The sequence below is a fragment of the Micromonospora sp. NPDC005206 genome (genome assembly GCF_040608175.1).
In the GTDB taxonomy this organism is placed as follows: domain Bacteria; phylum Actinomycetota; class Actinomycetes; order Mycobacteriales; family Micromonosporaceae; genus Micromonospora.
Window position 1 is genome coordinate 347312 of record NZ_JBEXHU010000005.1, and the last position, 21128, is coordinate 368439.

18 protein-coding genes are annotated in these 21128 nt (G+C 71.6%); 8 read left to right on the plus strand and 10 right to left on the minus strand.

The window, feature by feature from the left end; genetic code table 11:
* The first annotated feature begins 60 nt into the window (after window positions 1-60).
* The 3 genes from cobC (at window position 61) to cobA (ending at window position 3564) form a co-directional block, all read left to right on the plus strand.
* Complete coding sequence (gene cobC / locus ABZU69_RS09780) at window positions 61-1164, plus strand: Rv2231c family pyridoxal phosphate-dependent protein CobC (RefSeq protein WP_354963960.1); 1104 nt, start codon at window positions 61-63, stop codon at window positions 1162-1164.
* A complete protein-coding gene (gene cobT / locus ABZU69_RS09785; RefSeq protein ID WP_354963961.1) occupies window positions 1164-2258 on the plus strand; it encodes a nicotinate-nucleotide--dimethylbenzimidazole phosphoribosyltransferase in 1095 nt (364 codons plus the stop codon). Before cobC ends, cobT begins: the two co-directional genes overlap by 1 nt.
* 76 nt (window positions 2259-2334) lie before the next feature.
* Window positions 2335-3564, plus strand: coding sequence for a uroporphyrinogen-III C-methyltransferase (gene cobA, locus ABZU69_RS09790; protein ID WP_354963962.1), 1230 nt, complete (start codon window positions 2335-2337; stop codon window positions 3562-3564).
* Between the two features lie 465 nt (window positions 3565-4029).
* Here cobA and otsB read toward each other — a convergent pair whose 3' ends face one another.
* Both otsB and ABZU69_RS09800 read right to left on the minus strand, forming a co-directional pair.
* Entirely contained in the window at window positions 4030-6591 is a 2562-nt protein-coding gene (gene otsB / locus ABZU69_RS09795) for a trehalose-phosphatase (RefSeq protein WP_354964022.1), read from the minus strand.
* Between the two features lie 41 nt (window positions 6592-6632).
* Window positions 6633-8033: a trehalose-6-phosphate synthase gene (locus tag ABZU69_RS09800; RefSeq protein WP_074313851.1), complete on the minus strand. Its 1401-nt coding sequence runs from the start codon at window positions 8031-8033 to the stop codon at window positions 6633-6635.
* 318 nt (window positions 8034-8351) lie between these two features.
* Between ABZU69_RS09800 and ettA the strand changes: the two genes are divergently transcribed.
* From ettA to ABZU69_RS09820, 4 genes are all read left to right on the plus strand, one after another.
* Entirely contained in the window at window positions 8352-10028 is a 1677-nt protein-coding gene (gene ettA, locus ABZU69_RS09805; protein ID WP_354964023.1) for an energy-dependent translational throttle protein EttA, read from the plus strand.
* Between the two features lie 12 nt (window positions 10029-10040).
* Window positions 10041-10487, plus strand: a complete 447-nt coding sequence (locus tag ABZU69_RS09810) for a thioesterase family protein (protein ID WP_354963963.1) — start codon at window positions 10041-10043, stop codon at window positions 10485-10487.
* The gene (locus ABZU69_RS09815; RefSeq protein WP_354963964.1) at window positions 10484-11221 is read left to right on the plus strand and encodes a hypothetical protein; all 738 of its coding nucleotides are present in this window, start codon (window positions 10484-10486) and stop codon (window positions 11219-11221) included. Before ABZU69_RS09810 ends, ABZU69_RS09815 begins: the two co-directional genes overlap by 4 nt.
* A gap of 131 nt (window positions 11222-11352) precedes the next feature.
* Window positions 11353-11937: a YbjN domain-containing protein gene (locus ABZU69_RS09820; protein ID WP_354963965.1), complete on the plus strand. Its 585-nt coding sequence runs from the start codon at window positions 11353-11355 to the stop codon at window positions 11935-11937.
* 33 nt (window positions 11938-11970) lie between these two features.
* On the opposite strand, the gene ABZU69_RS09825 is transcribed toward ABZU69_RS09820, so the two are convergent.
* The 8 genes from ABZU69_RS09825 to ABZU69_RS09860 all read right to left on the minus strand — a co-directional run bounded on the left by ABZU69_RS09825 (window position 11971) and on the right by ABZU69_RS09860 (window position 20176).
* Entirely contained in the window at window positions 11971-12399 is a 429-nt protein-coding gene (locus tag ABZU69_RS09825) for a globin (protein ID WP_354963966.1), read from the minus strand.
* A gap of 96 nt (window positions 12400-12495) precedes the next feature.
* Window positions 12496-13875 carry an MFS transporter gene (locus ABZU69_RS09830; protein ID WP_354963967.1) on the minus strand — a complete coding sequence of 460 codons (1380 nt, stop codon included), beginning with the start codon at window positions 13873-13875 and terminating at the stop codon, window positions 12496-12498.
* 234 nt (window positions 13876-14109) lie between these two features.
* Window positions 14110-15120, minus strand: coding sequence for a mechanosensitive ion channel family protein (locus ABZU69_RS09835; protein ID WP_354964024.1), 1011 nt, complete (start codon window positions 15118-15120; stop codon window positions 14110-14112).
* 112 nt (window positions 15121-15232) lie between these two features.
* The gene (locus ABZU69_RS09840; RefSeq protein WP_354963968.1) at window positions 15233-16423 is read right to left on the minus strand and encodes an MFS transporter; all 1191 of its coding nucleotides are present in this window, start codon (window positions 16421-16423) and stop codon (window positions 15233-15235) included.
* Window positions 16423-17850, minus strand: coding sequence for a hypothetical protein (locus tag ABZU69_RS09845; protein WP_354963969.1), 1428 nt, complete (start codon window positions 17848-17850; stop codon window positions 16423-16425). Before ABZU69_RS09845 ends, ABZU69_RS09840 begins: the two co-directional genes overlap by 1 nt.
* Window positions 17847-18929, minus strand: a complete 1083-nt coding sequence (locus tag ABZU69_RS09850; protein WP_354963970.1) for a transporter substrate-binding domain-containing protein — start codon at window positions 18927-18929, stop codon at window positions 17847-17849. Before ABZU69_RS09850 ends, ABZU69_RS09845 begins: the two co-directional genes overlap by 4 nt.
* A 192-nt stretch (window positions 18930-19121) precedes the next feature.
* A complete protein-coding gene (locus ABZU69_RS09855) occupies window positions 19122-19820 on the minus strand; it encodes a cation transporter (protein WP_354963971.1) in 699 nt (232 codons plus the stop codon).
* Window positions 19817-20176 carry a metalloregulator ArsR/SmtB family transcription factor gene (locus ABZU69_RS09860; RefSeq protein ID WP_354964025.1) on the minus strand — a complete coding sequence of 120 codons (360 nt, stop codon included), beginning with the start codon at window positions 20174-20176 and terminating at the stop codon, window positions 19817-19819. Before ABZU69_RS09860 ends, ABZU69_RS09855 begins: the two co-directional genes overlap by 4 nt.
* Window positions 20177-20525: 349 nt before the next feature.
* Here ABZU69_RS09860 and ABZU69_RS09865 point away from each other — a divergent pair, with 349 nt between their 5' ends.
* Window positions 20526-21062 (plus strand): HNH endonuclease, encoded by a 537-nt coding sequence (locus ABZU69_RS09865; protein ID WP_074313833.1) that lies wholly within the window; start codon window positions 20526-20528, stop codon window positions 21060-21062.
* Window positions 21063-21128: the final 66 nt, after the last annotated feature.

Sequence of the window (21128 nt, forward strand, 5' to 3'; positions counted from 1 at the left end):
GACGCGGCTTACGCGGAGATCAGCTGTTCCATCGGCGACCTTCCCGGCAGGATCGCGGACATGCGTGATCAGCCGAGCGGAGTGGCACCGGTCGCCGGGACCGGACCGGCCGCAGTTCCCGAGCCGGACCTGGGACACCACGGCGACGTGGAGGTCGGTGCCGGCCTGGTCGACCTCGCCGTCAACGTCCGCCAGGCACCGCTGCCGGACTGGCTGGCCGACCCGATCACCGCCACCCTCAGCGACCTGGGCCGATATCCGGACCCGGCACCGGCCCGAGCCGCGGTCGCCGCCCGGCACCGGCGTCACCCGGACGAGGTACTGCTCACCGCCGGCGCCGCCGAGGGGTTCGTGCTGATCGCCCAGGCGCTGCGCGGTGTCCGCCGGCCGGTCGTGGTGCACCCCCAGTTCACCGAGCCGGAGGCGGCGCTGCGAGCCGCCGGGCACCCGGTGGAGCGGGTGCTGCTGGACGCCGCCGACGACTTCCGGCTCGACCCGGACCGGGTGCCCGCCGACGCCGACCTGGTGATGATCGGCAACCCGACGAACCCGACCTCGGTGCTGCACCCGGCGCGCACCCTGGCCGCGCTGGCCCGACCGGGTCGGATCCTGGTGGTCGACGAGGCGTTCGCCGACACCACCGCCGTACCCGGGCGACCCGGCGAACCGGAGTCGCTGGCCGAGCGGCGCGACCTGCCCGGGCTGCTCGTGCTGCGCAGCCTCACCAAGACCTGGGGCCTGGCCGGCCTGCGCATCGGCTACCTGCTCGGCGCACCGGAGCTGCTGTCCCGGCTGGCCGCCGTCCAGCCGCTCTGGGCGGTCTCCACACCGGCGCTGGCCGCCGCGTCGGCCTGCGCCACCCCCGTCGCGGTCCAGGCCGAACGCGCGATCGCCGCCGACCTCGCCGCCGACCGCGACCACCTGACCGCCCGCCTGGCCGACCTGCCCGGTGTACGCGTCGTCGGCCGCCCGGCCAGCGCGTTCGTGCTGCTGCACCTGCCCGGAGCGACCCGCGTCCGGGCGACTTTGCGCGAGCGTGGCTGGGCGGTACGCCGGGGTGACACGTTCCCTGGGCTCGGCCCGGACTGGCTGCGGGTGGCGGTGCGCGACCGATCCACCACCGATGCGTTCATCGAGGTGCTGCGCGAGACCATGGAGGCATGATGCTGGAGACCACGATCGCGGCGATCCAACCGCCGGACGAGTCGGCGATGGCCGACGCCCGTGCGCTGCACGGCCGGCTCACCAAGCCGGCCGGCTCCCTGGGCGCGCTGGAGGAGCTGTCAGTACGCCTCGCCGGCCTGGCCGGTGCCTGCCCGCCGCCCCTGCCCGAGCCGGCCGCGGTGGCGATCTTCGCGGGGGACCACGGGGTGCACGCCCAGGGGGTGACTCCGTGGCCGCAGGAGGTCACCGGGCAGATGATCGGCAACTTCCTGGCCGGCGGTGCGGTGGTCAACGCTTTCGCCCGGCAGGCGGGCGCCTCGGTCACCGTGGTCGACGTCGGCGTGGCCACGCCGCTGCCCGCTCAGCCGGCCGCTGAGGCATCCGGCCCGGTCGTCCTCGACCCGTCCACGCCCCGGCTGGTCGCCGCGTGCGTTCGCCGGGGCACCCGGGATCTCGCGGTGACCGCCGCGCTCACCCGGGACGAGGCGAGGGCGGCGGTGCAGACCGGCATCCGGATCGCCGACGAGTTGATCGACGCTGGGGCGGCCATCCTGCTCACCGGCGACATGGGCATCGGCAACACCACGCCGGCCGCTGCGCTGATCGCCGCCTTCACCGGCGCCGACCCGCTCGACGCCACCGGCCGAGGAACCGGGGTCGACGACCCGACGTACGCCCGCAAGGTGGCCGTGGTGCGGGCCGCGCTGGCCCGGCACGCGCCCGACCCGGCCGACCCGCTGGGTGTGCTGGCCGCCGTCGGCGGCCTGGAGCACGCCGCCCTGGCCGGGCTGATCCTGGGCGCCGCGGCGCGCCGCACACCGGTGCTGCTGGACGGGGTGATCGCGGTCTCCGCCGCCCTCGCCGCCGCCGCGTTCGCCCCGGACGCGGTCAGCGCCATGGTCGCCGGCCACCGCTCGGCCGAGCCGGGCGCGACGGTGGCGCTGCGCCACCTCGGCCTCGACCCGCTGATCGACCTGGGGCTGCGCCTCGGGGAGGGCACCGGAGCGCTGCTGGCGCTGCCGGTGGTCACCGGCGCGGTTCGGGTGCTGCACGAGGTGGCCACCTTCGACTCGGCGGGCGTGGCGGAGAAGTGAGCGGACCCGGCGAGCGGACGATCCGGCTCGGCGGTGCGGTGCCCGGCATCGCCGCCCGGCGGGGCGAGGAGGCGGCGTGAGCACCAACCCGTACCCCCTCGGCCTGCGGCTCGACGGGCGGCGGGTGGTCGTGGTGGGCGGTGGCGCCGTCGCCACCCGACGTGTCCCGGCGCTGCTGGACGCCGGCGGGGACGTCCTGCTGGTGGCACCGGAGCTGACCCCGGCGCTGCGCGCCCGGGCGGACGCAAACCGGCTGCGCTGGGTGCCCCGCCGGTTCGAGCCGGCTGACCTGGACGGGGCGTGGCTGGTCCAGGTGGCCATCGACGACCCGGTCGCGGCTGCCTCGGTGAGCGCCGTCGCCGCCGAGCGCCGGATCTTCTGCGTCCGGGCCGACGACCGCCTGGCGGCCACCGCCTGGACCCCGGCGGTGACCCGGCACGGCCCGGTCACCGTGGCGGTGCTCGGCGGCGGCGACCCGCGCCGCGCGATGACCGTCCGGGACGCCATCCGCGACCTCCTGAGCGCAAGGAAGGGCCCCCTGCTAACACCTGCGGTAGTGGAAGGGTCCCTTCCTGACGCGGGCGGGCGGGTGGCGCTAGTCGGGGCGGGTCCGGGCGACCCCGAGCTGATCACCGTGAAGGGTTGGCGGCTGCTGACCGAGGCGGACGTGGTGGTCGCCGACCGGTTGGTGCCCGGGCTGCTCCTGGACGAGCTACGCGCCGACGTCGAGCTGGTGGATGCCTCGAAGATCCCCTACGGACCGTCCCGGGCCCAGGAGGAGATCAACCGGATCCTGGTGGACCGTGCCCGGTCCGGCGCCCTGGTGGTCCGGCTCAAGGGCGGTGACCCGTACGTCTTCGGCCGGGGCGGCGAGGAGCTGTTGGCGTGCGCGGCGGCCGGCGTACCGGTGACCGTGGTCCCCGGAGTGACCAGCTCGATAGCCGCCCCCGCCGCCGCCAATATCCCGGTCACCCACCGGGCGGTGGCGCACGAGTTCACCGTGGTCTCCGGGCACGTCGCGCCCGACTCACCGGCCTCGCTGGTGCGCTGGGAGGCGCTCGCCGGGTTGCGAGGCACCCTGGTGATCCTCATGGGGTTGAAGAACCTCGCCGCCATCACGGCCACTCTGATCGCACACGGCCGGTCGCCGCAGACGCCAGCCGCCATCGTCCAGGAGGCCACGACAGGCGCCCAGCGGGTGCTGCGGTCGACGCTCGGCGCGGTGGCCGGCGACCTGCTCACCGCCGACCTGCGCCCGCCCGCGGTCGTCGTGGTGGGCGACGTGGTGCACGCGCTGGACACCTGACGTCAGCCGGCCTCGATGCGGGGCTCCGGCGGGCGGTGCTCCCGGCGTGCGGTGCCTCGGTGGGCGGTGCTTTGGCCGTGCGGTGCTTTGGCCGTGCGATGCCGCGGCGCGCGGTGCACGGTGCCTCGCCGTGCGGTGGCGGGAACGAGCGGCGCGGCACCGGCGGCGGACCCTCCTGCCCTCCTTTGCTCTGCTTCAACCGGCGCAACACCCAGAGGCCATCTCTGTTGCGTTGGTTGAAGCAGAGCAAAGGGCTTGCGAGTAGTCCCCGCTCCTCGGTCGGCGGCGCCGGTCGTCGGTCGCCAGCGCCGACCCCGGGCCCGCCGGCAACGCTCCTCGGCCGGAGGCACCGACTCCGGGCCGGCGGCACCGACCCCCGGCAGGCGCCACCCCCCGGTCGCTGCCCCTGGACAGACGGCGGGCCGGAGCGGTGAAGCTCCGGCCCGCCGTTGAACTGGCGATCGGCTACTGCTTGAGCATGTTGTCCAGCAGCAGGGCGCAGCGGATCAGACCGAGGTGGCTGTACGCCTGCGGGTGGTTGCCCAGCCCGCGCTCGGCGAGCGGGTCGTACTGCTCGGGGAGCAGCCCGGTCGGGCCGGCGGTGAGCACCATCTGCGCGAACAGCTCCTCGGCGTCGGTGCGGCGGCCGGTGCGCAGGTACGCCTCGATCAGCCACGCCGTGCAGATGTGGAAGCCGCCCTCGCGGCCCGGCAGGCCGTCGTCCCAGTGGTAGCGGTAGACGACCGGGCCGCTGCGCAGGTCCGCCTCGATCCGGAGCACCGTGGACAGGAAGCGCGGGTCGTCGCCTGGAAGCAGGCCGGACAGCCCGATCCAGAGCGACGAGGCGTCCATGTCCTCGTCGCCGTACGCGACGCTGTACGCCTCGACCTCCTCGTGCCAGCCGTGCTCCAGCACGTTGGCGGCGATCCGGTCGCGGAGTTCCTTCCAGTCGGGCCGGTCCTCGCCGCCGTGCTGGCGCATCACGTGCAGCGCCCGGTCGACGGTCATCCAGCACATCACCTTGGAGAAGACGTGGTGCCGGGGTGGGAGCCGGGCCTCCCAGATGCCGTGGTCGGGCTCGTGCCAGCGGCGGCGGACCGCCTCGACCATGTTCTCCAGCACCCGCCACTCGTCCTCGCGGACCGAGCCGCGGGCATCGGCGACGGCCGCGATCAGGTCGGAGATCGGGCCGAAGACGTCCAGCTGGAGCTGGTGGTTGGCGAGGTTGCCGACCCGGACCGGTCGGGAGCCGGCATACCCGGGCAGGGTGTCGATGACCGCCTCGGCGCCCAGCTCGTAGCCGTCGATGGTGTAGAGCGGGTGCAACCGCTCCGGGTGGCCGCCGGTGCGTTCGATGCAGCCGTCCACCCAGCGCAGCAGCCCCTCGGCCTCCTCGATGGAACCCAGGTCGACCAACGCGCGGGCGGTCAGCGCCGCGTCGCGGAGCCAGCAGTAGCGGTAGTCCCAGTTGCGGACGCCGCCCAGCTCCTCGGGGAGCGAGGTGGTCGCCGCGGCGAGGATCGAACCGGTCGCCTCGTGGCACAGCCCGCGCAGGGTGAGCGCGCTGCGGGCGACCAGGTCGCGGGCGGTGGACGGCAGCCGCAGCGAGGCGACCCAGTCCTTCCACGGCTGCTCGGCCGCGGCCTGCCGGTCGTGGATCGGCACCCGGTGGTGCTCCAGGCTGTGCGTGGCGAAGCGCAGCTCCAGCACGACCTGCCCGCCGGCGGCGGAGAGGTCGACGACCGCCTTGGCGGTCTCGTAGCCGCCGTCATTGTTGACCTGCCACTCCACCCCCGGGGAGTAGAGCGCGATCGGCTCGTTGGAGCCGAGCACCAGCAGGCCGTCGCCGAGCGGCTGCAACTGGACGGCGACCTGACCGAACTCGGGGCGCGGCGCGAACTCCACCCGAACCCGGCCGCTGCCGGTGAGCACCCGGATCAGGGTCGAGTCGCCGGTGATCACCGCGGGGCCGTCCGGGGTGGTCTCCCGGGCCGGCTTGTCCAGCCAGTCGGTGACGGTGAGCCCGGACCACCGGGTCTCCACGGTCATCGTGCCGGAGCGGTAGCGCTGGCCCAGCGGGATGCCGCCGCGTTCCGGGACGATGCTGAAGTGGCCGGCCGGGCTGCCACCGACCAGGTCGGCGAAGATCGCCGCCGAGTCCGGCTTGGGGTGACACAGCCAGCTGACCTTGGCATCGGGGGTGAGCAGCGCGACGGTGCGGCCGTTGGCCAGCATGGAGTGCCGCTCGATCGGCACCGCCCGCTCGCCGAACAGCCAGTGCCGGCGGGTCTCCAGCAGCAGCCCGAGCGCGCGGGCCGCTTCGAGCGGCTCGGCCACCCGGTAGCCGGCCTGGGTGTCCCCGGGACCGATCTTGATGCCGAGGTCCGGGCCGTGCAGGTTGCCGAACGCGTTCTCGTCGGTCACGTCGTCACCGATGAAGAGCACGGCGCTGGCCGCGAGCTGGGTCCGCAGCTGGTCGATCGCGGTGCCCTTGTGGGTGGCCACCACGGAGAGCTCGATGACCTCCTTGCCCTGGGTGACCGTGACGCCGTCGAAGGTGGCCGGCCCGTTGCGTACCGCCTCGATGGCAGCGGCGGCGACCTGCGGAGCGACCCCCCGGGTGTGCACGGCGACGCTGGCCGGCTTGCGCTCCAGGCGGATGCCGGGATGCTCGGCGGCGATCTCGCGTAGCGCGTTCCGCACCCGGGTGCGCACGGCGACCAGCTCGGGGGAGAGGCGCTCGACGAAGCCGATGTCGAACTCGGAGCCGTGGCTGCCGACGAGGTGCACCTCGCTGGGCAGCCGGGAGAGCGCGGCCAGGTCGCGCAGCGCCCGGCCGGAGATCACCGCCACGGTGGTCTGCGGCAGCGCGGCGAGCGCGCGGATCGCGGCCACCGACTCGGGCAGCGGTACGGCCGTGCTCGGGTCCTCCACGATCGGCGCCAGTGTGCCGTCGTAGTCGCAGGCGATCAGGAGCTGGGGGACCCGGGCGATCCGGCCGATGGCGGAGCGCAGCTCGGGGTCCATCACCCCGGTGGCGGTCGCCGCTCCGTCGTTGACGGACGTGTTCACGCGGCCTCCGCCTCGGAAACTCCAAGCTCGGAGAGGAAAGACTTGGCCCAGTGCCCCACGTCGTGGGTACGCAGGTGACGTTGCATTGTCCGCATCCGGCGGCGTGCCTCGGTTTTCTCCACGTGCACGGCCCGGAGCAGGGCGTCCTTGACCGCGTCCGGGTCGTGCGGGTTACACAAAAAGGCCTGGCGCAGCTCGGTGGCGGCGCCGGCGAACTCACTGAGCACGAGCGCGCCACCCTGGTCGGCGCGCGATGCGACGTACTCCTTGGCCACCAGATTCATTCCGTCTCGCAGCGGGGTCACCATCATGACGTCGGCAGCGACGTACATCGCGGCCAGTTCACTGCGACTGTACGACTGATGCAGGTAGTGCACCGCCGGCACGCCGACCCTGCCGAATTCACCATTAATCCGACCGACTTCGCGCTCCACCTTGACCCGAAGCGCCTGGTAGTGCTCGACGCGTTCCCGGCTCGGCGTGGCCACCTGCACCATAACCGCGTCCGGGACCGTCAACTTTCCGTCAGCCAGCAGCTCGCGAAAAGCCTTCAGCCGCAGCTCGATGCCCTTGGTGTAATCCAGCCGGTCCACGCCCAGGATTATCGTCTTCGGGTCGCCCAGCTCGGCCCGAATCTGCTTGGCACGGGCCTGCACCGCCGGGTCGGCGGCCATCCGTTCCATCTCCTGGGTGTCGATCGAGATGGGGAAGGCGCCCGCCTTCACCTGCCGGCCGTCGACCTGGATCATCTGCCCCTCGTAGCGGAGCCCGAGCAGGTGCCGGGCCAGCCGGACGAAGTTCTGCGCGGCCAGCCGCTGCTGGAAGCCGACCAGGTCGGCGCCGAGCAGGCCGCGAAGGATCTCGGTGCGGAACGGCATCTGCATGAACAGCTCGATCGGCGGGAACGGGATGTGCAGGAAGAAGCCGATCCGCAGGTCCGGCCGCAGCTCCCGGAGCATCGCCGGGACCAGCTGGAGCTGGTAGTCCTGCACCCAGACCGTCGCGCCCTCGGCCGCGACGTCCGCCGCGGCCTCCGCGAACCGGGCGTTGACCAGGCGGTACGCCTCCCGCCAGCGGCGCTTGTAGGCCGGCGTCTCCACCGCGTCGTGATAGAGCGGCCAGATCGTCGCGTTGGACTGGCCCTCGTAGTAGCGCTCCAACTCTTCGGCGCTCAACGGGACCGGATGCAGCCGGATGCCCTCCAGGTCGAACGGCTCGGGGGCGGCGCCGGTGCCGCCGGCCCAGCCGACCCAGGTGCCCTGGTGCTCGGCGAGCACGGGATGCAGCGCGGTGACGAGCCCGCCGGGGCTGCGTCGCCACTGCCGTCCCTCGGGTGTGCTCACCTCGTCGACCGGCAGGCGGTTCGCCACTACGACAAAGGAGCTACGGACGGTCACGATCGGCCACCTCCGGGTGCTGACGGGTCCACCGCGATGAGCGTACTGAGCGTAGCTGCGGCGTCTGTTGCCCCGTGCCGGAGTTCCGTACCCGCTCAGCGTGGGCTGAATCGGAATCGTGATCTTGTTGACAGGGTGGCTCGGTGAGCGGCACGACGTACTCCTGGGGCGGGGTGATGTGGGCGAAGCGGGCCGTACCTGTCAGGATTGACGATGGCGTGCGCGTGGCCGGCTCCCGGCCGGTGGCGGCGGGCGGAGGTCGCAGCCCGCGCCGCGCCGCCGATCATGCGACAGCAACCGACGGAGGTAGCCCGCACCGTGGCCCAGTACATCTACGTCCTGGAAAAGGCGCGCAAGGCGCACGGCGACAAGGTCGTGCTCGACAACGTGACGTTGAGCTTCCTGCCGGGGGCCAAGATCGGTGTGCTCGGCCCGAACGGCGCCGGTAAGTCCAGCCTCCTCAAGATCATGGCAGGGTTGGACAAGCCGAGCAACGGCGAGGCCCGGCTGATGCCCGGCTACACCGTCGGAATGCTCGCCCAGGAGCCTCCGCTCAACGACGCCAAGACCGTGCTCGGCAACGTCGAGGAGGCGGTCGCCGAGACCAAGGCCAAGCTGGAGCGGTTCAACAAGATCGCCGAGCAGATGGCGACCGACTACTCCGACGAGCTGATGGAGAAGATGGGCAAGCTCCAGGAGGAGCTGGACCACCTCGACGCCTGGGACGTCGACTCCAAGCTCGAACTGGCCATGGACGCCCTGCGCTGCCCGCCGCCGGACGCCGACGTGACCCAGCTCTCCGGTGGTGAGCGCCGCCGCGTCGCGCTCTGCAAGCTGCTGCTGGAGGCGCCCGACCTGCTGCTGCTCGACGAGCCCACGAACCACCTGGACGCGGAGAGCGTCTCCTGGCTGGAGCAGCACCTGGCCAAGTACGCCGGCACCGTCATGGCGATCACGCACGACCGGTACTTCCTCGACAACGTGGCCAACTGGATCCTGGAGCTGGACCGCGGCCGCACCTACCCGTACGAGGGCAACTACTCCACGTACCTGGAGAAGAAGGCCGCCCGGCTGGCCGTCGAGGGTCGCCGCGACGCCAAGATGAAGAAGCGCCTCACCGAGGAGCTGGAGTGGGTCCGCTCCAACGCCAAGGCCCGGCAGACCAAGTCCAAGGCACGCCTGGACCGGTACGACGAGATGGCCACCGAGGCGGAGAAGACCCGGAAGCTGGACTTCGAGGAGATCCAGATCCCGCCGGGCCCGCGCCTGGGCAGCACGGTCATCGAGGCGCAGAGTCTCAGCAAGGGCTTCGGCGATCGGCTGCTGATCGACAACCTGTCGTTCTCGCTGCCCCGCAACGGCATCGTCGGCATCATCGGCCCGAACGGTGTCGGCAAGACCACGCTGTTCAAGACCATCGTCGGGTTGGAGGAGCCGACCGGCGGCGACGTCCGGGTCGGTCCCACCGTCTCGCTGTCGTACGTCGACCAGAACCGGCAGGGCCTCGACGGCGACAAGACCGTCTGGGAGGTCGTCTCCGACGGGCTGGACTACCTGATGGTCGGCAAGGTCGAGATGCCGTCGCGGGCGTACATCGCCGCGTTCGGCTTCAAGGGACCGGACCAGCAGAAGCCGACCAAGGTGCTCTCCGGTGGCGAGCGTAACCGGCTCAACCTGGCGCTGACGCTCAAGATCGGCGGCAACGTCATCCTGCTCGACGAGCCGACGAACGACCTGGACGTGGAGACGCTCTCCAGCCTGGAGAACGCGCTGCTGGAGTTCCCCGGCTGCGCCGTGGTCATCTCCCACGACCGGATGTTCCTGGACCGGGTCGCCACGCACATCCTGGCCTGGGAGGGCGACGACCAGAACCCGGCGAAGTGGTTCTGGTTCGAGGGCAACTTCGAGGCGTACGAGAAGAACAAGATCGACCGCCTCGGCGCGGAGGCCGCCCGGCCGCACCGGGTGACCTACCGCAAGCTGACCCGCGACTGACCGGCCGACAAGGTGTCTGACCGGTTCGTCTACCACTGCACACTGCGCTGGTCCGACCTGGACGCGTACGGCCACGTCAACAACTCGCGCTTCCTCACCCTGTACGAGGAGGCGCGGGTGGCGTTGATGTTCGCCGGCGGCCGGGCCTGGGGGGTCGGCTCGTTCGCCGACGGGGTGGTGATCCGCCGGCACGAGGTCGACTACCTGCGCCCGGTCGACTACGCGCTGGGTCGGGCCACCGCGGAGGCCGCACCCACCGTCCGGATCGAGCTGTGGGTGGAGGAGATCCGGGCCTCCCGGTTCACCGTCGCCTACGAGCTGTACGACGGCGAGGTGCTGGCCAGCCGGGCCCGCTCGGTGCTGGTGCCGTTCGACCTGACCCGCCAGGTGCCCCGGCGGATCAGCGCCGAGGAGCGCGAGTTCCTGCTCACCTACGCCCCGCAGGGCGGCGCTGCGTGACCCGGCCGGACACGGCTGGGCCGGACCGGGCGGCGCCGCCCGGGCACGGCCTCACCGGGGTGGCCGACGCGGGTGCCTTCCTGGCCCGGCTGGTCCGGCTGGATCCGGTGGCGCCGGTCCGGCTGCGGCCGGCCGGTGCCGCCGGCCGGGTCGCCCTCTGGGCCCGGCTGCCGTGGCAGGTGCTGGTGGTCCGGACGGTGGACGGCGGCCCGGCCGACGGCGCGTCCACGGACGTCACCGTGGCGGCTCCGGAGCTGCTGGCGGAGCTGGAGCGTGGGGGCGCGGCCCTGCCGGCCCGCCGGGACGCGCAGTGGCGGTGGCCGTTGCCGCCGGCCCGCAGCCAACCGGTGGAGGCGCTGCCCGCCGCCGAGCTGTGGCGGATCGCGGGCGCGGCGGCCGGCACCCTGCGCGCCGCGAGTGAGCACGGCGTGGCCGGTCGCGCGGTGGGCCAACGCGCGCTGCGTGACGCGCTGCTCGACCACGTGGCCGTGCTGGTCACTCCGGACGACCCGCCCGGTCCGCCGGTGGAGGTGCCGCAGCGACTGGTGCAGGGGCTGACGCGGATGGGCTTCCTGGGCACGGCTGACCGCCCGGCGGGCGCCCCCGCGGGTGCCGCCGTCCAGGTGCGGGTGGCCGGCCGTTGGGTCGGCCTGGTGGGACCATACGGAGCGGCCTGGTTGCAGAAGGCCACGGATCTCGCCGTCACACCCCTGGCGACTCGTCCGAACGGATGACCCCTGGTCATTCTTCTGGGCTGGGGCGGTCGTTGGGGGGGTGCTTCAACTCGGCTGTCCGGGTACCGTCCATCCTCGGATCCAACGCACCGTAGGCGGCTGGATCCGCTGGGGAGTGAGGTGCGCGAGCGATGCCGTGGTGGTCATGGCGCCCGGGTCCCGCTGAGGGCGGCGATCCGGAAGCCCGAAGGGGGATCACAGTCGAGAGCGCGGTCCGGGTCGGGCCGCCCAGCCCTCGGCAGCCGGGGGACGACTGTCCGGGAAACGAGCGGCCCGTGCTGACCGAGATGCCGGCCACCGTCGAGGCGGTGAGCCTGCGTCGCGTGTGTGACGCACTCGATCTGCTCGACGTGCGATATCTGGCCGACGGTGACGGCAACCTGCTGGCCATGTGGGAGCGGCACGCCGTGCTGGTCACCCTCGAGGGGCCGGAGGACGAGATTCTGGTGATGCGGGCCCGTCCGCACGCCACGGTGCCGCCGGACTGGGCCGACCGGGCCTACCGGGTGGTCAACGAGTGGAACCACACCCGTCGGTTCTGCAAGGCGTACATCGGTGACCCGACCGAGCGCGGGCAGCTGCCGATCTACGCCGAGCTGCAGGTGCCGCTCGCTGCCGGCACCCACGACGCGCTGCTGGTCGAGATGCTCGACTGCGGCGCCGCGGTGGCCACCAGCTTCGTGGACTGGCTGCACGACGAGGGCGCGCTGCTCTGAGGCTGCCGCCGGGCGGGCGCCGTGACGGGCCCGTCAGGCGCCGTCGGCCGCTTCGTCCACGGCGTTGACCATGAAGTGCGCGGCCCGCTCCAGGTAGTCCCAGAGCGCGCCGGCGATCTCCGGCTCCAGGTCGAGCCGGTCCACGGCGCGGCGCATGTGCCGCAGCCAGGCGTCCCGCTCGGCCAGGCCGATGCGGAACGGCGCGTGCCGCATCCGCAGCCGCGGGTGCCCCCGCTGGGCGGAGTACGTGTTCGGGCCGCCCCAGTACTGCATCAGGAACAGGGTCATCCGGTCCGCCGCCGGGCCCAGGTCCTCCTCCGGGTACATGGGCCGGAGCAGGGGATCGGTGGCGACGCCGGCGTAGAACTCGGCCACCAGCTTGCGGAAGGTCGGCTCGCCGCCGACCGCCTCGAAGAGGGTTGTCGATGCACCGGGTCGGTCGGATTCGCCTGCGGGGTTCACCGTTCCATCCTGCCAGGTGTGGCCCGCGCCAGTCCGACCCGGACGCCGTGCGTCGGGTCACGCCGCCCGCTCCCGTCGGCGCCGGCAGGGACCGGCTCAGGTGACCGCGTGCCGGCGGCGGCCGTCGCCGGTCCGCGGCTCGGGGGCCGCCGCCCCCGTGCCGCCGGCGCTCGGGCTGTCCGGGCCATGTGACTCGGCGTTGGCCGCGGTCGCCGCCGCGATCGTCCCGTCCACGGTCTGCTTGTCCGGCCACCGCAGCGCGGCCACCATCATCAGCAGCACCCCGGCGGCGCTCCACACACCGACCACCAGCGGAATGTCGAACCGGTCGGCGAGCAGCCCGGTGACCAGCACCGCCACACCCTGGATGACCTGCACGCCGGTGGCCATGACGCCGAATGCGCGGGCCCGGAAGATGGCGGGCAGCGCCTGGACGAACAGCCCGTTCGCCATCGGCAGCATGCCGGCGACCGCGAACCCGCAGAGGGCCGCGAGCAGAGCCACCACCAGCGGCGGTGGGTCGAACAGCGCCGGCACGAGGACCAGTGGGGCGAACACGGCCAGCGGCCGCATCAGGGCCAGCCGCCGGGCCGGGCCGAACAGTCGGCTCACCAGCAGCCCGCCGAGGATGAAACCGACCGGGTTGGCCACCATGATCACCGCCTGCGCCACGCCCGCGTCCAGGTCGCCGCCGGTGTCCTGGTTGGCCCAGGCCGCGGCCAGCCCCTCCGGAACGATCGAGAAGAGCATCGCGCTGAAGACCAGCACCGCGATGGCCCGCAGCACCGGTGTGCCGAACACGATCTGGAACCCCTGGGCGGTCTCGCGGAGCAGGTGGCTGCGGTGCGCGGTGGTCATCAGTGGGGCCCGGTCGCGGACGCCCAGCCGGACGATCAGCGCCGAGACGGCGAAGGTCACCGCGTTGATCAGCAGCGCGAGGGCCGGGTCGATCGCGGCGACGGCGGCGCCGACGAGGTAGCCGACGACCTGGGCGGCCTGCCCGATGCTGCTGTTCAGCGACAACCCGACGACCAGCCGGTCCCCGGCGAGGATCTGCGGTATCAGGGCGGACTTCGCCGCCTGGCTGGGCGGGTTGGCCAGCGTGGCGGCGAAGATCAGCAGCAGCACGGCCGGGACGGGCAGGTTCGGGATGGCGATGAGCAGCATCAGCGCCATCCGGATCACGTCACACGCCACCATCACCCGCCGGTACGGGTGCCGCTCGGCCAGCGCGGCGAGCAGAGGCCCACCGAGCAGCCAGGGCAGGTAGCTGACCGCGAAGGCGGCGGCGGAGAGCGCGACGGATTTGGTCTGCTGGTAGACGAGCAGGGTGACGGCGGCCTTGGCGACGTAGTCACCCACCCAGGAGAGGGCGCCGGCCGTGAAGACGGCCCGGAACTCGCGTTGGTCGAACACCTCGCGGAAAGTGGCCGGGCCTTCCACGGAAGGTCGCTCGTCGGGCACCGTCGCCTCCATCGGCCCCCGGAGAGACCGCTCGTGGCAGCCCGGCCGGGAACACTCGTCAGATCTACGGATCAGCGAGGATGTGATCACGCTCCGGCGGGAACGCGTGCTCCGGATTCTGCCCGATCGTCTGACAACTAGCTAGCGCGAACGGATCGTTCGTCGCATCCCCGACTGAACGAACGGACGATACCTGAGGGGCCGGGTGGCCCGCGACCCCTGGATTCGCGGACAGTGCCCGCCGGGTCAGGTCGCACCGCCCTGACCAGTCTCGCCGTCGGCCAACGGCCGGTTCAGTAGACCGGGATAAATGCGCGAGGAGGCGATTTGTGCGGTGATCCCCGAGTTCTCCAGCGCCTCCGCCAGCCGCTGGCGCAGCTCCCGGCCCACCGCGAACTGCCCGTCGGCGGTCGTCTTCACCACCGTCCGGATCACCGCGCCGTCCACCGTCATCTGTTCGACGCCCAGCACCTCCGGCGCCTCCACGATCTCCGGCGACAGCTCCGGGTCCACCGCCACCGAGGCGGCCGCGGTCCGCAACACGGCGGTCGCCTCCTCGGTGCCGCTGAAACCGATCGGGAGGTCCACCACCACCAGGGCCCACCCCTGGCTCTTGTTGCCCACCCGGACGATCTCGCCGTTGCGGATGTACCAGAGCACGCCGCGACCGTCGCGCACCGTGGTGACCCGCAGCCCGACCGACTCGACCACACCGGTCGCCTCGCCCAGGTCGACGGTGTCACCCACGCCGTACTGGTCTTCGATCAGCATGAACAACCCGGCGATCAGATCCTTGACCAGGCTCTGCGCGCCGAAGCCCAGCGCGACGCCGGCGATCCCGGCGCTGGCCAGCAGCGGAGCCAGGTCAAAGCTGAACTCGCGCAGGATCATCAGCAGCGCGATGCCGAAGACGAACGCGGTGGTCAGGCTGCGCAGCACCGAGCCGATCGCCTCGGCCCGCTGCCGACGCCGCTCCGGCACGAACTCGGTCGGGTTGACCGCGGCGGTGGGCACCCGTTCGCGCAGCGGCCGCAGCATCGTCGGCACCGCGCCGTCGGTGGTGGTCCGAACCAACCGGTTGATCGTCCGGTGCAGCGCCCAGCGGGCGACCATCGCCAGCGCCACGATCAGCAGCACCCGGAGCGGCTTGAGCAGGATCCAGTAGCTGCCCTCGGCGAACCACGCCGAGTGGGTCATTCGGTACAGGAACTCGCAGGAGGAACTGCCCTGACAGCTCACCGACGGGGCGGTGGACAGGGCAAGGGGCGTCACGCTGGCGGCACTCACCCTGTCTTCGTACCGCAACGGGTCGGCGCGACCATCGGCGACCCACCGGCCGGGTGATCTGCCGCGGGGAACACCTGCTCGCTCAGCGGTCGGATGTCGGGTGGGCGGCGGCCACCCGGATCCGGCGGATTCCCGGCACCGCCAGGCCGATCAGCAGCACGCCCACGCCAGCCCAGATCCCGAACGCGAAGGTCGTGGAGTGCCGTTCCGCCAGCATCCCGAGACCGGGGCGGGCCACGGCGATGCCGACACCACCGACACAGGCGATCACCCCGAAGATCGTGGCGCGTACCGCCCGCGGGGTGACCTCGTTGGTGAAGACCTCCAGCACCGTCAGGCCGAGGGTGTACCCGAATCCCATCATCGGCAGGAAGAGGAACGGGCCGAGCCGGTCCATCTGGTTGGTCGCCACCAGCGCGGCGAGGATGAGGAGGAACGCGGCGCTCAGCGCACCGGCGCGGTGCGCCGGGCGGACGTATCCGGCGACCAGCCCACCGAGCGCCGAGGCGGCCGCGAACACCCCGTACATCCATCCGGTGACCTGCGCAGACAGGCCCAGATGCAGCGCGAGTGGCTGGAAGAGGATGCGGGCGCTCCAGCCGAACAGCAGCAGCAGCGCGCCCAGCCGCACGGCCCGACGTACGCGGGGGTCGGCTGCCGCGCCCCGGATGTCCGCCAGCACCGAGGAGACCGTGGCGACCACCCGTGAGCCGGCGATCTCCGGCAGCGTGAACGCGAGCAGGAACGCGACCGCGGCCAGTACGGCGGTGACGGCGAACGGGAGCCGGTGGTCCACGTCGTACAGGTAGCCCGCGGCCAGCAGCGAGACGAGGACGGACACGTTGCCGACCGCCCGTACCAGCCCGATCGCCCTGGCCGGGTCGATGTCGAGAGCGTCCTGGGCGCACAGCTCGTACAGGTAGGTGCTGGCGGCGCCGGACGACAACGCCCACAGCACACCCCAGAGCACCCACGCTCCGAACAGCACCTGCACGGACCGGATCTGCGTGATGACGGCGAAGGTCAGCACCGTCGCACCGGCCAGCGCCAGATAGGTGGCCCGCCGCCCGATCCGATCGGCGACCAGCCCCACCGGGAACTCGCAGATCACCGAGACGATCCGGAACGCTCCGTCGGCGAGTACCGCCGTTGTCAGAGGGAAGCCCAGATCGAGCAGGTAGATCAGCCAGATCGGAAACCAGAACTGCACTTCGAGCAGGAACTGGGTGATCGCCAGCGTCCGGATCGGGCGGCTGCGCAGGGCTGTTCGCATCAGGTCCGGTCGCGACGGAAGAACAGATACATGATCACCAACAGCAGCGACACCATGCCGGACGTGATCAGGACGGCGTCCGCGGGCTGCCCGGCGATCCAAGCCATGATCGACGAGCGTCCCAGGTCGTAGACGGCCATGCCCGGGTCGTTGGTCATCGACCGCCCGAACTCGGTCACCGCGAGCGCCGTACCCAGGATCGACGTCACGCCGATGCCCAGCAGGATGAGGTCGGTGAACATCGCCGAACGGGCCGTGCGCCGTGTGGCGAGTTCGGCCAGGCGCCGGTCGCAGACCTCGATCTTGAACCGGACCGGCTGTGCCAGCAAGCTCTCGTAGTCCCAGAACCCGAGGATGGCGTCCATCTCCGCCCGTACCGCGCGCTTGAGGTACTTCGACAGGTCCTGGCGCTCCATGATGATCAGCTCCGCGCGCTGACTCAGCCCCAACAGGTTCCCCTTCAGCTGCTCCAGTTCCCAGCGGGAATCGGCCGCCGCCGAATCCGCGAGGATCTTCGACAGCCGGGCGTCGATCCGATCCAGCGCGCCGTAGAACACCTGCGCGTAGCGCAGGGCGTCCCACTGGTCGCGGAACGGGTCACCGGGCAGCATCCGGCCGCCGACCCCGGTGCGGTCCAGGAAGATGTAGTTCAGCCAGCGGACCAGGTGCTCCAGGTCGCCGTCGAGCAGCCGGTCCGCCGGGTCGCGGACGTCGTCGGCGATCACCACGTCTTTGATCCAGTGCCGGGTCACCGCGTCGGCTCCCGGTTCGGCCGGGTCGAGTACGAGGCTGCGGGTGACCCAGAGCGGCTCGCCGAACTCCGCCGTCAACGGGTCGCCCTCGGGGGTCGCCGCGACCAGGATCCGGTTGTCCCGGTCGGCCGCACGCAGCAGGCGCAGCAGCGGATCCAGGTACCGCGCGACGATCTCCCGCGCTGCCCGCTCACCCATCGCCACCGCTCGGGCCTGGAGTTCGTCGAGGCGGCTCGCCAGGCCCTCGGTGTGCTCGGCGGGCCGCGGATCAACGTCGGCCAGCATCTCCAGCAACATCAGGCCGTGGTCGTACAGCCGGAAGCTGATCTCGACGACCCCGACATGCGGAGCGGTGGTGACGCCGCCGAACACTCCCGGCAGGTGCTCAGGGTGCAGCGTGCCGGTGAGGACGTGCGTCGTCCGCTCGATCGCATGGTCGTCGATGGTGCGGTAGAGGTTCAACGAACGTGTGGCCCGGGTGTGTTCCAGCACGACGGACGGGGGACGCCGGGGCACATCCGCCACCGGGCCCGGCGCCAGCCCCGCCAGCAGCTCGTCCACCGCCCGCTGCTGGTCGGCCCAGAACCGCGCGTACCCATGAGGATCGCGCAGAGACGCACCAGGCACGGCGTAGTAGTCCACCGCGACCGGGGCCAGGATCCGTAGCTGGATCATTCCGTCCCCGGATCGAGCAGCAGGGCACGGGCATCGACGTGCAGCACCCGGCCCTGCGCGGGACCGTTGGTCACCTTCACCTTGACGAGGACCTTTGCCGACGGCGGGCCGCCGGTTCCGACGAACGCCTCGGGCCAGGCCAGCACTCGCGCCCTGGTGCCCTTCGGAGCGAGCAGAACCGGCTTGCCTTCCTGGTCGAGGAGTTCCACCAGACCTGACAGAGCGACCGGAGTCAGGGTCACCTCGTCGAACGCGGACGGTTCGAGCCCGGCGATGATGTCCTCGTACTCCTGGCTCTGACGCATCTTCGTGAGCACTCCGTTGAGCTTCGCCATCACCGAGGCGGTTTCGTTGGTGTCCGCCATCATGAAGTGCAGGCCCTGCACCGAATGCACCAGCCGGTTGTCGCCCTGGAGGTGACCGAAGTCCCCGGCGTCACCGGCGAAGGACGGGTCGGCAAGCACCGCCTGACCGGGGAGCAGCCCCTCGGCGAGCAGGTCGATCCGGCCGTCGGCGAGCGCCTGGAAACCCTCCAGGGCCGATTCGAACTCCACGAATTCGGGAACCGCCGACTCCAACTCGTCCCAGTAGTCGTACCCGGCGATGCCGCCCACTCGTAACGCACCGAGGTCGCCGGCGGACGAGACCTTCGGCTCGCCGTTGCGGCGGTTGTAGAACAGCACGTACTCGAAGTCGATCAGTGGGTCGGAGAGGAGGAACTTGGTACGCCGTGACTCGCTGGCCACCAGCGGAAACGCCCCGATGGAGGCTCCGGAGGAAACCGTCTCCTCGGCCAGGGGCCAGGACGTGTACCTGACCTCGGGGGAGTATCCGGACCGGCTGAGCAATTCGACGACCAGCTCCGTGACCGGGCCGCCGCCGGGCAGATCGGGACCCACGAACGGTGCCCACGCACCGCTGGAGACCAGTACAGCCCGGGACGGCGCGGCGGGGGAACCGCGCAGTCCGACGGCCACGACCCCCGCGGCCGCGACCACCGCCCCCAACAGGACCAGCGCCGGCGCCCAGCTCCGAAGCGGCCGCAGTAGGGCGGACAGTCGGCGCGAGGTCGGGGTCACGACCGACGATCTTATCCGGGCCGATCCATACCCGAGCACCGCCGACCGGAGCGTGGTCCACACCGCGACGAGCCCCGAGTGGACCTTGGACACGCCACGCCCTCGGCGCTGCCACCGCGCCAAGGACACCACAGACCCCAGAAGGGTACGAATCGGCCCCGGTGCGGGTGATCCGCTTACCAGAAGAGAGGGCTACACCGTGCGGTCGGCGCAGCAGCCATTGCCGCAGCCTGAGGCTTGGTCGGTAGCGGTATCGACGGCAGGCAGGGGTGTGCATTCGTCGCAGTGCTCACCCCGCCATGCCTCAATTCCTTCCTTAATTGCCACCCCGGCGATCACGAGTGCCGCGATCGGGTCGGCCCATGACCAACCCCAAGCGGCGTTGAGGACCAGGCCGATGAGCAGCACCGCAGACAGATAGGTGCACAGCATCGTCTGTGTCGAGTCGGCCATGACTGTTGCCGAGCCGAGTTCCCTGCCGGTGCGACGTTTGGCCCGAACGAGCAACGGCATCACGAGCAGCGACGCGACGGCAAGGCCGATGCCGACCCGGCTGGCGTCAGCGTCTCCCCCGGACAGCAATGAGCGGACGGCGTCGAAGGTGACCCAGGCTGCCAGGGCGAAGAACGATGCGCCGATGAGCCGCAGCGCCAGTCGTTCCCTGTCCTCGGGCACCCGAGAGCGGAACTGCCAGATCACGACTGCTGCGCTGGACACCTCGACGAAGGAGTCCAGGCCGAAGCCGATCAGGGCGGTGGAGGAGGCCGCCGCGCCAGCGGCGATCGCGACGAGGCCCTCAAGCAGGTTGTAACCGGCGGTCGCATAGGCCAGCCAAAGGCTGCGTCGGGACAGCACCGCCCGACGCTCCGGAGTCAGCAGCGACGCACTCACGCGCTCACTCCCAAGGTGGAGTCGGCCGGAGTCCCGTAGACCGGGCGCAGAGCTACGGCCTCGCCGGTGGCAGCGAGGACCTGTTCCGCCGAGCGCAGTAGATCCAGCAGCTCAGGCCGGGTGAGGGCGTAGAACGACTGGCGACCCTCTACCCGGTAGTCGATCAGGCTACAGTCACGCAGACACGCCAAGTGCTTTGACACCGTCGACTGCGCCAACCCCAGCTCGCCAGTCAGGTCGACCACCCGAGCCTCGCTGGACGCGATTCGGCGCAGAATCGCAAGCCGGGCCGGATCCCCGAGAGACCGGAACAGCGCCACGGCCGGAGCCAGGCCAGGAGTGCAATCAATCGCCATAACGCGATGATAGCCAGATTGAGCGATGAATAGGAAGATGTCGGTGCGATTCCAGGAAGGGGTGGGATCGAAGATCATCGGGCACAGATCCGGCACAAGTGAGACCGGCAAGGGCTGGCAACCGCTGTCAGGCAACGGCAGAGTTCTCCCAGGTCGGGACGGCGATCCGCCCGGATGCGGATGATCCTCATACCCCAAGAGGGATTAGTACGTGCAATCCGGGGTCCGATCAGGGACTATTGGCGCAACGGACGTCGGTGATCGGACCGGCGTCGACCGTGTGGGTCGTCGTGCCCCACTCCGGTCGGCGGCGGCGCCCAGCTGCCGCTGAACCGGGAGGGTGAGCGCGATGCCTGACATACGACCCACGGTGGGCTCCGGCGCGTTGGTCCTCAACGCCACCTACGAGCCGCTGTGTGTCGTGTCGGTGCGTCGAGCCGCGATCCTCGTTCTCTCCGCCAAGGCGGTCTGCGTCGCCGACGGTGACGGCATCCTGCACAGCGCGCGGGACGCGCTCCCAGTGCCATCGGTCGTCCGGTTGACCCGCTTCGTCCGCGTCCCGTACCGCACCCACGTCGGGCTCTCCCGCCGGGCGATCTTCGCCCGGGACGGGTGGCGGTGCGCCTACTGCCGAGGCCCGGCGGAGACCATCGACCACGTCTTCCCGCGGAGCCGGGGCGGTCGACACGCCTGGGAGAACGTGGTCGCCGCGTGCGCGCGGTGCAACCACACCAAGGGCGACAAGACCCCCGCCGAGCTGGGTTGGCGGCTGCACGCCCTGCCGGCCGCGCCAAAGGGCACCGCCTGGCGGGTGCTCGGGCACCGCGCCCCCGACCCGCGCTGGGCCGACTGGCTCGACCTGCGCGAGCCCGAAGCCGCAGCCTGACCCAGAGCCGCCCGCTGACCCAAACACCGCCGCCTGACCCGACGCCGCAACCGGGGCTGAAGCCAC

Bases quoted from the DNA above. Each gene is read 5' to 3' on its own strand.
- ABZU69_RS09865 (WP_074313833.1), top strand. From the start codon at position 20,526: ATGCCTGACATACGACCCACGGTGGGCTCCGGCGCGTTGGTCCTCAAC.
- cobC (WP_354963960.1), top strand. From the start codon at position 61: ATGCGTGATCAGCCGAGCGGAGTGGCACCGGTCGCCGGGACCGGACCG.
- cobT (WP_354963961.1), top strand. From the start codon at position 1,164: ATGCTGGAGACCACGATCGCGGCGATCCAACCGCCGGACGAGTCGGCG.
- otsB (WP_354964022.1), bottom strand. From the start codon at position 6,591: ATGGACCCCGAGCTGCGCTCCGCCATCGGCCGGATCGCCCGGGTCCCC.
- ABZU69_RS09820 (WP_354963965.1), top strand. From the start codon at position 11,353: ATGCCGTGGTGGTCATGGCGCCCGGGTCCCGCTGAGGGCGGCGATCCG.
- ABZU69_RS09845 (WP_354963969.1), bottom strand. From the start codon at position 17,850: ATGATCCAGCTACGGATCCTGGCCCCGGTCGCGGTGGACTACTACGCC.
- ABZU69_RS09860 (WP_354964025.1), bottom strand. From the start codon at position 20,176: ATGGCGATTGATTGCACTCCTGGCCTGGCTCCGGCCGTGGCGCTGTTC.
- ABZU69_RS09830 (WP_354963967.1), bottom strand. From the start codon at position 13,875: ATGGAGGCGACGGTGCCCGACGAGCGACCTTCCGTGGAAGGCCCGGCC.
- ABZU69_RS09840 (WP_354963968.1), bottom strand. From the start codon at position 16,423: ATGCGAACAGCCCTGCGCAGCCGCCCGATCCGGACGCTGGCGATCACC.